Origin of the sequence: Candidatus Terasakiella magnetica (assembly GCF_900093605.1) — a bacterium.
GTDB classification, from domain to species: Bacteria; Pseudomonadota; Alphaproteobacteria; order Rhodospirillales; family Terasakiellaceae; genus Terasakiella; species Terasakiella magnetica.
The window spans coordinates 166,153-177,422 of sequence record NZ_FLYE01000048.1 but is presented as its reverse complement, the minus strand read 5'-3'; the positions used below and the strand labels follow the sequence as shown (position 1 = coordinate 177,422).

Genomic DNA, 11,270 nt, shown 5'->3' with positions numbered 1-11,270 from the left:
TGGGTGAAGGCAACATATTGTTCTTATATCCATATAATTTAAATCTGCGGTGCTTTAATAATGAAACGGAAATTCTCATCTGAAGAAAAAGAAACATGCTGGCAGTTATGGCGACAAGGATTGGGATTTAGCGATATTGGCCGCGTTCTGAATGCAAAACCGGGTTCAATATTTACGATACTTCGAGCTTCTGGAGGCTACCAACCTTTCAAGGCACAACGAAGTCAAAGACATCTTTCGTTAAGTGAACGAGAACATATCTCTATTGGTTTAGCTTTGGAAAAATCTATTCGTAAAATAGCAACTGAACTTTCAAGGTCACCATCAACAATTTGCCGTGAGATTAATAGAAACGGTGGTATTCGAAAATATCGGGCAAGTACAGCTGATGCCTCAGCATGGAAAAATGCCAAAAGACCAAAAATGTTCAAGCTTGATAGCTTTCCTTTTCTCAAAGAAATCATCATTGAAAAACTTGAACTAAAATGGTCTCCAGACCAGATATCTGGATGGCTACGGATAAATTATCCTAGAAATCCTGAAATGTGGATATCGCACGAAACGATTTATAAAAGTCTGTATATACGCTCCCGGAAATTACTTGATAGTGCTTTGATGAACAACCTTAGAGCTGGGCATAAAATGCGACAAAGCATGCGTCATTNATTCGTAAAATAGCAACTGAACTTTCAAGGTCACCATCAACAATTTGCCGTGAGATTAATAGAAACGGTGGTATTCGAAAATATCGGGCAAGTACAGCTGATGCCTCAGCATGGAAAAATGCCAAAAGACCAAAAATGTTCAAGCTTGATAGCTTTCCTTTTCTCAAAGAAATCATCATTGAAAAACTTGAACTAAAATGGTCTCCAGACCAGATATCTGGATGGCTACGGATAAATTATCCTAGAAATCCTGAAATGTGGATATCGCACGAAACGATTTATAAAAGTCTGTATATACGCTCCCGGAAATTACTTGATAGTGCTTTGATGAACAACCTTAGAGCTGGGCATAAAATGCGACAAAGCATGCGTCATTCCAGAAAGGGAGACCGAGGGACTATTCGTATTGTGAATGGCGCTTCCATCCATCAAAGGCCTGCAGAAATTGAAGAACGAACTTTCACAGGTCATTGGGAAGGCGATCTCATCACCGGATCAGGAAACACCCATTTAGCCACTTTGGTTGACAGAAAATCACGCTATACAATTATCCTTAAACTTGCTGGTAAAGATGCACACTCCGTGAACGCAGCTCTCATTGCGGAATTTAATCGTATGCCCCTGACTTTGAGAAAAAGTTTAACTTGGGATCGAGGAATGGAACTGGCTAAGCATGAAGATTTTACAGAAAAAACAGGCGTTCCAGTTTACTTTTGCGATCCTCAAAGCCCATGGCAAAGGGGCACTAACGAGAATACCAATAGGTTGCTTCGTCAATATTTCCCAAAAAAGACATGCCTTAAGAAACATACTCAAGAAGAATTAAATGCTGTGGCTCTTCAGCTTAATAATAGGCCAAGAAAAACACTTGGCTATAAAACGCCTGAAAAGGTGATGTTGCATTGACAGGNACGTAAACTTTTGGACGTTACCCCAAGTCGTTTAGCAACATCATTGATACCATAACCTCGGTCTGTGACTTGCTTAACTGCTTCAATCTTAAATTCTTCTGTATAGCGTTTGCCTCTCATAATTAGCACCTCATGTTTAGTGTCATTTATAACACTATCAGGTGTCTACAATACTAGGGGCTTGCCAGTGCGCACTATCATGTCAACTAAGGAGATACAACCATGACAAATACAATCGAAACACACCCTTCAGTAAAAGCAGAAATTATCAAGGGTAAAGAAATCATTGCAGGCCAAGAAGAGTACGTCAAAATCTGCGCTTCAGCTCTTTATGGCGGTGAACCATGTGATACGCTGCATCAAGCTTTTTCAGAGATCGGTCTAGACCCTACTGAATACCATAAAGACACGCTTGTTGCGACGGTTCAATGTATGTACCGAGAACTGAGAAAGGCTTGGCTTGACATTGAAGTGTTTGAAATCAAAGAAGCAAGAGCAGTATTAGAAGCCAAAGAAGGCCTAAAGACTGCTATTAAGAACACGTTTGAAGCAGAGCTTCGTCACTTAGGTGAACAAGCTCTAGAAGCAGAATAACCAAACAAAAACAATTTCCTTAGGCAGTCCTCATGTGGGCTGGGTTGATGAACAGGGAGTGGGCCTCAGGTCTTCTCCCTGTTTCTGTATCTGCCCCTCAGGTCTGCCTATTTATTCCAAAACGTATGTCATAAGGAGCCCCCATGACTGACCAAGAAACACCACGTAAACAAGTTAAGCGTGACAAATACAATCAAGTCCGAGCAGCTACCTTAAGCCCTGCTCATGACAAACTCTATTCCAGTATTCAATCCCTATACGTTGAGAAGTTTAACCTGAATGATGTGTCTTTCTCTATCATGGCTCGTCGTGGCCTAGAGCTTCTTCATGACCATCTTCAGGCAACCACAAACCCAGCCATTGAGCGCGGCCTTGTTACCAACACGAAGTCAGGTGAAGTTAACAGTCAGGCTAACCCATGACAGACATTCACACCCAAGACTTCTCAACACGACAGCCTCAAACAGAAGAGCAACGTCTCACTATCAAGAGCCAGTTGAACATGACGACAACCTAGCTGTTGTCGCTAAGCCTTCTAAGGTGTCCCAGTGAAGGACGAATGCCAATGAATAATAAAACCACGTCCACACGAGGTAAGCTCTTGAAGCTGCCTAAAGACACACCTGTTCCATTCCCCATGAAAGCTATCAGGGCTAAATGTCTGGACTGTTGCTGTCATCAAGAAGCTGAGGTGCGATACTGTCCAAGCACAGATTGTTCGCTTTGGCTGTTCCGCTTTGGGTTTAACCCTAAGAACAGCAAGAGAGGGACTGAGGTGTTGTCTCTTGAATAGGATTCTGACAGCCCTTAGACATTAGTTTTAAGGGTTCCCTACCATCTAAGTAGACAGATTCCCGACATGTGTGGTATAGCTGTATGGTAAAACTGTATGGTAGTTTATTTTTTCAGATGCAAAGAAATAGCTTTAAGTCTTTGTTTTAAAAGTAAAAACCCCCAAGGTGTGAACCTCAGGGGATTTAATGGCGGACAGAGAGGGATTCGAACCCTCGGTACGGGTTAACGCACACACGCTTTCCAAGCGTGCGCCTTAAGCCACTCGGCCATCTGTCCATAGTATATAAACTTTGCAAAAGCAAAGGCGTCTGGAACGAGGGCGCAAACTAGCGAAGTCCTTGGGGGCCTGCAACTGTTTTTTTGTCTTTTGCTTTCTTTTTTCAACTTGCTCCACCTCAAGACTCGAAGGGGAGATTTTGTTATAATATGAGCTGAAACAGAATATCCTGTGTAACTCTTGGCAGGGAGAAAGACGATGACCATTGACGTACAAGGTGTCATCCAGGCTCTGAGCAGGGCCGTAGAGGTTTCACCAACGGATAATGAGGAAAATCTTTATCCGGTTATCACCATTTCGCGCGATTTTGGAACGGGCGGCGAAGAAATTTCCAAAATGCTGGCTGAACGGCTTGGCTTGGAGATTTTTGATGAGACAATCATCGATGCCATTGCCCAACGTTCTGAAGTTAATAAAAACGTTCTGAAAAACCTACATGAAAAAGTCAGCTCTGCCAGCGATGCGTGGTTGTATGCCATGGTCACCGGCAAGAATGTCTCTCGTGATGAATATGTAAATGCATTGATTACGGTTATTCGCTGCATTTATCACAAAGGCGGGATTGTCATCGGGCGTGGCGGCCATGTGGTCTTGCAAGGGCGTGATGTCTTGCGCGTCAGACTAACGGGTTCACGCGAGGCCTGTGCAAAACGGGTTGCGCACCGCGAACGTTTAAGTCTGTCAGAAGCCAAACGCAAATGTGCAGATACAAATAAAGCGCGGGCGGCTTTTGTGTGGAATATGTTCAACTCTCGTTTAAATGATCCAACCAATTTTGATATGACCATCAATACGGACCATTTTGGACATTATGAGCAAGTTGTGGAAATTCTACTGCGCAGCATGGAAATGATGGGCTACAATAGACGGCGCACAGGCACGACAAATAGGTAAGGCCTTTTGCGACAAAGAAAACGGCTGTGAGCTGTTCATGCCTCTTTACTTTCTGAAGTAGGCGTGGCAAAGCTCACATTCGTTTTTGAAAAAGTCTAAAGGTCTTCCTAAGTGATGATGTACTTATATATTGCGATCGGGTTTTTCCTGCTTTTGGGTGGGGCGGAATTTCTGGTCAAAGGGTCTGTTGGCTTGGCGCGACGTATCGGTGTATCGCCTTTGGTGATCGGGATGACGGTTGTGGCGCTGGGGACATCGGCACCGGAGTTCGTCGTCAGTCTGGATGCGGCGCTAGAAAATGCCGCCGGGATCGCAACTGGTAATATCATCGGCTCAAACATTGCCAATATTTTATTGATCCTTGGCGTGACCGCCTTGATCAAACCGATCAAGGGCGACCCCAGTGCGATTATGCGCGATGGCATCATCCTATTAAGCTGTAGTGCCGTCTTTACATTCCTGTGTGCTCAAGGTGTCTTGGGGATGAATGCGGGGATGGTGCTCTTTGGCCTGTTTATTGCCTTTTTGGGATATTCTTATTGGCGTGAACGCCATGGTGATGACCCGGAAGCGGCTGAACTCCACCAACATGAAGCCGATGAAATCGAAAGCCCGGAAAATGTCTGGGTGATGGTTTTGATGACCCTTGGCGGCATTGGCGCGGTTGTGCTGGGGGCAGAGCTGTTGGTTGATGGCGGCACGGAAGTCGCGCGTCAATATGGCGTGTCTGAAGAAGTCATTGGCCTCACCATGATCGCCATTGGCACAAGCCTGCCGGAACTGGCTGCAAGTGGTATGGCGGCTATTCGCGGGCATACAGATGTGGCCCTGGGCAATGTGATTGGCTCTAACCTGTTTAATATCTTAGGGGTCCTAGGCGCGGTTGCCATGATCCAGGAACTTCCTGTTGCCCAGCAGTTGTTGGACTTTGATCTCTGGGTCATGATGGGGGCAACCATTTTGCTCATTCCATTCATGGTGACACGTTGGGAGCTTTCGCGCAAAGAAGGACTGTTTTTTGCCGCAAGTTATGTGACCTATATCGCTGTACAGGCCTATGGTGTGGAGCGTGTGCTGGAAATGGTTTCATTATAAGGAAACTTAAATGAAAGTCGCTTTGATCACGGGCGCAGCCCATCGTATCGGCGCCCATATTGCGAAAGAAATGGCCGCCCAAGGCTGGGCTGTGGCGATCCATTATCATGGCTCAAGCGATCATGCCCAAGAGGTGTGTGATGAGATTATCGCCTGTGGGGGCAAGGCTGTCCTTTTTGCCACTGACTTTGCCTGTGAAGAAGAAACGCAAAGTCTTATTGGGCAGGTTATCGCCAAGATGGGGCGTTTGGATTGTTTGATCAACAATGCCTCCACCTTTAAAAATGACACGGCCCTAAATGCCACGCGCGAAAGCTGGGACTTTCATATGGAAGTCAATTTACGCGCGCCCTTTGTGCTCTCTCAGACCTTTGTGAAAGAGCGAGAATTTGGCGCTGCTGGCAATATCATTAATATTATTGATCAGCGGGTGTGGAACCTAAGTCCGCATTTTGCCAGCTATACAATTTCCAAGGCGGGCCTGTGGGCTATGACCCAGACTTTATCCCAAGCCTTTGCGCCACATGTGCGGGTTAATGCCATTGGGCCGGGGCCAACGCTGCCCAGTGTGCGCCAGTCTGAAGCGGACTTTCAGGCGCAATTTGAGGCTGTACCCTTAAAAAAGCCGACTGATTTACTGGATATTTCCAACACTGTGTTGTATATCCTAGGCGCACATTCAATGACAGGGCAAATGATTGCCCTTGATGGTGGGGAGCATCTGGGCTGGGCCCAAGGTGATAATCACACCCCACCCAACGAGTAGGTAGATGCCGATATGACTGCGTTTAATGCCGATAATGTTCAACCCCTTCGCATTGCCGATGCCAAGCAATCCCTGCGTCACGTTTTTATCCGTGATCTGGTTTTGATGTGTTCCATCGGTGTTTATGAACATGAACATGATGCCCCGCAGCGCATTCGCGTTAATCTCGACCTTACCGTCTGTGAAAGCCACCATAATGATAATATCGATCATGTGGTCTGTTATGAGCAGGTTTCAAACAAGGTGCGCGATATTGTGGCTGGTGATCATACAAATCTGTGTGAAACACTGGCTGAGAAAATTGCAGCCTCCTGCCTAGAAGATATCCGTGTGAAATGTGCGCGCATTCGTGTGGAGAAACTCGATGTGTTTGAAGATATCGCCAGCGTGGGTGTCGAGATCGAGCGTTTCAACGCAGAGGCGTAAGTAACTGTTAAATTTACCTTGTTTTAACCTGTTTGGTTGAGAGCTTCTGGGAATCGTATTTTTGCGAATCCTAGGGAATCTGTCAGGGAGTCCCCTGCAAAGTTTTACACACACTGTAAAGAGAAAAATTTCATTTAAATTTTGTGATTTGAAATTGGTCATTCCACTCTTAAGAAAGATTCTGAAGAAAATTTCTTTTTAAAAACAATGACTTATTTAAGTGGTTAAAAAATAGGCAATCCGAGGGAAATGGCAGTTTTGCTGGTATAATCCCTCATCTCCAAGAACTACTCACAAACTTATCCACAGGGTTCGTGGATTAAAAAAATGAATCGCAGAAGACCTCGGATTCTCATTGAAAAGGCGATTGATCTGGTGTTGAGTCAATGCGTAGAGAAAAAAATATTAGAAATTTTTTAGGTAAGAAATGATGGGTGAGACAAAAGAGAAATGGGTCTTTGCGTATGGCTCGTTAATGTGGCACCCGGGTTTTGAGTATTTAGAGGTCTCTCAGGCTAGATTATCTGGTTACCATCGTGATCTTTGTATCTTGTCTTATGTCTTTCGCGGCACACGCGCGCTGCCCGGCCTTGTTATGGGGCTTAACCCGACGGGCCAATGTATTGGGCGGGCTTTTTTAGTGGCTGAAGAAAACTGGGCAGAAACCCATGCTTATCTTGATGAGCGTGAAATGATCAATCAGGTCTATGAGCCTTCATGGGTGGAGATCGAGTTGGAAGATGGGAGACAGGTAGAGGCTTATACCTTTATTGCCGTTCAGGGCCATGACCAGCATGTGGGGCATTTCAGCTTAGACGAAAAGGTTGATCATGTCCTTCAAGGGGTAGGCCAAGGCGGGAGTGCGTTAGAATATGTGCAAAATACTTGTCGCCATTTACAGGAAATCGGTATCACGGATTCCACCTTGGAGGCGATTTTACAGGCTGCGGTGGCAAAAAAAGGGTCGAAATAGCGAAAAAAGCGAGGTTTCTCGGCTTTTCGAATTGACAGAGACCCTATCCATATTGATACTCGTCGGCTTTCCCAAATGGGAAAAAAGCAATATTGTTGAACTGTGGTAGAAGGAAAATAAAGTATGACTGACGCTGTCATGAAAACCTATGCCCCGGCTGATGTCGTTTTCGATAAAGGCGAGGGGGTATACCTGATCGCTGAGGACGGAAAACGATTTCTCGACTTTGGCGCTGGTGTGGCTGTGACCTGTTTGGGACACGCCCATCCTCATTTGGTGGCTGCTTTAACAGAGCAAGCACAAAAACTCTGGCATTGTTCCAACCTTTATAAGATTAAGGGCCAAGAACGTTTTGCCGATCGTTTGGCTGAACATACATTTGCCGATGTGGTGTTTTCCTGTAATTCAGGCGCAGAAGCAAATGAATGCGCCATTAAGATTGCACGCAAGCATTTTGCGGCTAAAGGGTCCAAACGCTATCGGATTTTAACATTTGAAGGTGCCTTTCACGGGCGCACCATGGCGACATTATCAGCAGGTAAACAAGCCAAGCATTGCGAAGGCTTTGGCCCGATGCTGGAGGGTTTTGACCAAGTCGCTTTTAATGACTTAGAAGCAGCGCGCGCGGCAATCACAGATGAAACGGCAGCCATCCATGTGGAACCTGTTCAAGGTGAAGGCGGGATGCGCCCGGGGGATGTTGAGTTTTTAAAAGGCTTGCGTGCCCTTTGTGATGAACACGGCATTTTGTTGATGCTGGATGAAGTCCAAACAGGTGTGGGCCGTACAGGCAAGCTTTTTGCCCATGAATGGGCAGGTATTACACCTGATGTGATGGCCATTGCCAAAGGCATTGGCGGGGGCTTTCCTGTGGGGGCTTGTCTTGCAACCCATGAGGCGGCAAGCGGTATGGCACCGGGCAGTCATGGCTCGACCTATGGCGGCAATCCACTTGCGATGGCCGCGGCTAATGCCGTGCTTGATGTGGTGTTGGAAGTGGGCTTTCTTGAAAATGTTTGCACCATGGGGGAGCGTCTGCAGGCGCGCATGGCTGATATTGTTGCCAAACATGGTGATATCCTTAAGGGCGTGCGTGGTCAGGGGCTGATGGTGGCTTTTGAATGTGTTATTCTCAATATGGATTTGGTGAATAAATGCTTTGAAAACGGCCTGTTGGCAGTACCTGCTGGTGATAACGTCATGCGTTTGTTACCGCCGCTGGTTTTACATGAAGAACATATTGAAGCAGCGATTGCGATTTTAGATCGTTCCTGCACTGAACTTTCGGAAAATACAAAATGACACCGAAACATTTTTTAGATTTGGCTTTATTGGAGTCAAGCGAGCTTCGTCATATTCTGGATATTGCCTCAGGTTATAAAAAAGGCATGAATGTCGCAGGTGGTCTTGCACCTCTTGCTGGTAAGACATTGGCGATGATTTTTGAAAAGCCAAGCACACGTACCCGTGTTTCTTTTGAAGTGGGTATGGTGCAATTAGGTGGTCACCCGCTGGTGATGATGGGGGAAAACTCCCAACTGGGCCGTGGTGAAACCGTTGCTGATACCGCACGGGTTTTATCGCGCATGGTTGATGGTGTTATGTTGCGCACAGACTCTCACGACAAGCTTCTTGAGATGGCTGAATATTGCACGGTTCCGGTGATTAATGCGCTGACCGATGATAGCCACCCGTGCCAATTGATGGCTGACATCATGACCATTGAAGAACATCGTGGTCCTATTGGTGGCAAGGTCGTCACATGGGTAGGTGATGGTAACAATATGACCAATAGTTATATTGAAGCTGCCACGCGCTTTGGCTTTGAGTTGCGCCTATGTTGCCCAGAGGAATTGATGGTGGACCAGCGTTATCTGGATTGGGCGGCTAATGAAGGCGGGAATATTTCAGTTGTGAAAGACCCAAAACAAGCCGCAAGCGGGTCTGACGTAATTGTGACTGATACATGGGTGTCCATGGGTGATACGGATTATGATCGCCGTATTGAATTGCTCACACCTTATCAGGTGAATAGTGATTTGATGGGCCAAGCTGCAAGTGATGCTTTGTTCTTACATTGCCTGCCAGCACACCGCAATGAAGAGGTCACTGATGAAGTGATCGATGGGGCAAATTCAGTTGTTTGGGATGAAGCTGAAAACCGTCTTCATGCGCAAAAAGGCATTATGGTCTGGTCAATGCTCTAAGAGCTAACTATATAAAGGCCAAATTTCTATTTTTCATCGCCCTTATTATTTAAGAGGCGACCTATTTTGGTGATGATCGATGAGTACGCAATTGTTAGAAGATCGCATTCTTCCTTTTCAGGTGGATAAACTGGATATTCGTGGCCGTGTGGTGCGCCTTGGCCCTTCTGTGAATAAAATTCTGGATGCCCATGACTATCCAAAAGTCATTGCTGATATTCTATCTGAAGCCATGGGGCTCACTGTTGCGTTGGCATCCAGCCTTAAATATGACGGTATTTTCTCCCTTCAGGCGATTTCTGAAGGTGAAGGTGCTGGCCCGATCAAGGCGTTGGTGAGTGATATTACCTCAGATGGGGGCTTGCGTGGTTATGCCGGGTTTGACGCAGATAAACTTGCCGCCCTTGGCGATGATAGCGCGCCTACTGTTGAAAACCTCTTAGGCACTGGGCGCCTTGCCTTTACGGTTGATCAGGGCAAACATATGCAGCCTTATCAAGGTATTACGGCACTTGAGCCCGGCTCACTTAGTGAATGTGCCCATAGTTATTTCCAAAGTTCTGAACAGCTTGATAGCGCTTTTAAAATTGCCCATGGTGAAAGTGGTATCTGTGTGGTGATGATCCAGCGTCTTCCCGATGAAACTGGTGATGATGAAGAAGCCCAAGAAAGATGGAACCATGCATCCATTATGCTCAAAAGCTTGACTGAAGAAGAAATGCTGGATGCAAGCCTTGGCTTGGCTGACCTGCCGTATCGTCTTTATCATGAAGATGGCGTGCGTGTTTATGAGACCAATACCGTTCATCAGGAATGTCGTTGTTCAGAAGAACGTTTGGTCACAACGCTTAAAGGCATGCCAATGCCTGAGCTTAAAGATATGATTGAAGAAGGTGGCACGACCGTTACCTGCCATTTTTGTTCTACTGATTATGCTTTTTCAAAAGAGCGCTTAACTGAGCTGCGCGATGAAAAAGAAGCCGAAGAGGCAGTCAAACATTGACAAAAAGCTGGCAGGAACGTTCAATTCAAGAACTGTTTCTTTATAAGGGGAAAGCCATGAAAAACGGGTTGATTGTGTTTGTCTGTATCCTTGGCCTTTCTGGCTGTATGCAACATAAGGCGCCTTTACAGGTCTTGCCGGAGCTCACCTTTCAACATCTTGCCCCTATTGCGTTAAATGCCGCACAGGTTGAAATCGTTGATAAGACGCCCTCAACATTGAGTGGCAATTATGTCGACCATATGCTGCCGACTTCCCCAAAAGAAGCGGTGAAAAGATGGACGGCTGATCGTCTTGTTCCCTCTGCACAAAATGGGCGCGCGCGGGTGATTATTGAGGAAGCCTCAGTGGTTGAAGAGAAACTCGTAAAAAAAACGGGTCTCACAGGTATGTTCACGACGGATCAATCGGAAAAATATACCGCCAAAGTGAAGGTGAGAATTGAGCTTCTGGATGACATGTCAAATGTGACAGCCTTTGCCGGGGCCAAAGCCAGCCGTTTTGTAACCCTTGCAGAAGACTATTCCCTACATCAACGTGAGAAAGCTTGGCTTGAGCTGGTAGAAAAGCTTATGGCTGATTTTGATAAGGTGATTATTGCCCAAATGAATAAGCATTTTTAGCCCTTAGGTTATGTTCCTAGGTATCTTTCCTAATCAAAAAG

The 11,270-nt window shown here is 46.0% G+C and carries 12 protein-coding genes, 1 tRNA gene and 2 pseudogenes; 13 read left to right on the top strand and 2 right to left on the bottom strand.

What is annotated here, in order from left to right:
- The first annotated feature begins 60 nt into the window (after nucleotides 1–60).
- Nucleotides 61–678: a helix-turn-helix domain-containing protein gene (locus tag MTBPR1_RS17455; protein ID WP_069190327.1), complete on the top strand. Its 618-nt coding sequence runs from the start codon at nucleotides 61–63 to the stop codon at nucleotides 676–678.
- Nucleotides 666–1,571: pseudogene (locus tag MTBPR1_RS17450) on the top strand (IS30 family transposase); the annotation flags it as partial. The gene MTBPR1_RS17455 and the pseudogene MTBPR1_RS17450, both read left to right, overlap by 13 nt.
- 8 nt (nucleotides 1,572–1,579) lie before the next feature.
- Here the strand turns inward: MTBPR1_RS17450 and MTBPR1_RS17905 are convergent.
- Nucleotides 1,580–1,696: pseudogene (locus tag MTBPR1_RS17905) on the bottom strand (transposase); the annotation flags it as partial.
- A gap of 102 nt (nucleotides 1,697–1,798) precedes the next feature.
- Here MTBPR1_RS17905 and MTBPR1_RS17445 point away from each other — a divergent pair.
- Together MTBPR1_RS17445 and MTBPR1_RS17440 are read left to right on the top strand one after the other, a co-directional pair.
- Entirely contained in the window at nucleotides 1,799–2,170 is a 372-nt protein-coding gene (locus MTBPR1_RS17445; RefSeq protein ID WP_069190325.1) for a hypothetical protein, read from the top strand.
- Nucleotides 2,171–2,313: 143 nt separating this feature from the next.
- The gene (locus tag MTBPR1_RS17440; RefSeq protein ID WP_069190324.1) at nucleotides 2,314–2,592 is read left to right on the top strand and encodes a hypothetical protein; all 279 of its coding nucleotides are present in this window, start codon (nucleotides 2,314–2,316) and stop codon (nucleotides 2,590–2,592) included.
- 559 nt (nucleotides 2,593–3,151) lie between these two features.
- Here MTBPR1_RS17440 and MTBPR1_RS17435 read toward each other — a convergent pair.
- A tRNA-Ser gene (locus tag MTBPR1_RS17435) sits at nucleotides 3,152–3,241 on the bottom strand.
- A gap of 199 nt (nucleotides 3,242–3,440) precedes the next feature.
- Here MTBPR1_RS17435 and MTBPR1_RS17430 point away from each other — a divergent pair.
- The 9 genes from MTBPR1_RS17430 to MTBPR1_RS17390 all read left to right on the top strand — a co-directional run bounded on the left by MTBPR1_RS17430 (nucleotide 3,441) and on the right by MTBPR1_RS17390 (nucleotide 11,229).
- Nucleotides 3,441–4,136, top strand: coding sequence for a cytidylate kinase-like family protein (locus MTBPR1_RS17430; protein ID WP_069190323.1), 696 nt, complete (start codon nucleotides 3,441–3,443; stop codon nucleotides 4,134–4,136).
- 114 nt (nucleotides 4,137–4,250) lie between these two features.
- Nucleotides 4,251–5,231, top strand: coding sequence for a calcium/sodium antiporter (locus tag MTBPR1_RS17425; RefSeq protein WP_069190322.1), 981 nt, complete (start codon nucleotides 4,251–4,253; stop codon nucleotides 5,229–5,231).
- A gap of 10 nt (nucleotides 5,232–5,241) precedes the next feature.
- Nucleotides 5,242–5,997, top strand: a complete 756-nt coding sequence (locus tag MTBPR1_RS17420) for an SDR family oxidoreductase (RefSeq protein ID WP_069190321.1) — start codon at nucleotides 5,242–5,244, stop codon at nucleotides 5,995–5,997.
- A 12-nt stretch (nucleotides 5,998–6,009) separates the two neighbouring features.
- Nucleotides 6,010–6,423 carry a dihydroneopterin aldolase gene (gene folB, locus MTBPR1_RS17415; protein WP_069190320.1) on the top strand — a complete coding sequence of 138 codons (414 nt, stop codon included), beginning with the start codon at nucleotides 6,010–6,012 and terminating at the stop codon, nucleotides 6,421–6,423.
- A gap of 427 nt (nucleotides 6,424–6,850) precedes the next feature.
- Entirely contained in the window at nucleotides 6,851–7,396 is a 546-nt protein-coding gene (locus MTBPR1_RS17410) for a gamma-glutamylcyclotransferase (RefSeq protein WP_126465347.1), read from the top strand.
- A 123-nt stretch (nucleotides 7,397–7,519) separates the two neighbouring features.
- Nucleotides 7,520–8,698, top strand: a complete 1,179-nt coding sequence (locus tag MTBPR1_RS17405) for an aspartate aminotransferase family protein (protein WP_069190318.1) — start codon at nucleotides 7,520–7,522, stop codon at nucleotides 8,696–8,698.
- Entirely contained in the window at nucleotides 8,695–9,603 is a 909-nt protein-coding gene (gene argF / locus MTBPR1_RS17400; protein WP_069190317.1) for an ornithine carbamoyltransferase, read from the top strand. The genes MTBPR1_RS17405 and argF overlap by 4 nt, the downstream gene beginning before the upstream one ends.
- A 79-nt stretch (nucleotides 9,604–9,682) precedes the next feature.
- Entirely contained in the window at nucleotides 9,683–10,606 is a 924-nt protein-coding gene (gene hslO, locus MTBPR1_RS17395; protein ID WP_069190316.1) for an Hsp33 family molecular chaperone HslO, read from the top strand.
- Between the two features lie 56 nt (nucleotides 10,607–10,662).
- Entirely contained in the window at nucleotides 10,663–11,229 is a 567-nt protein-coding gene (locus tag MTBPR1_RS17390) for a hypothetical protein (protein ID WP_126465345.1), read from the top strand.
- Nucleotides 11,230–11,270: the final 41 nt, after the last annotated feature.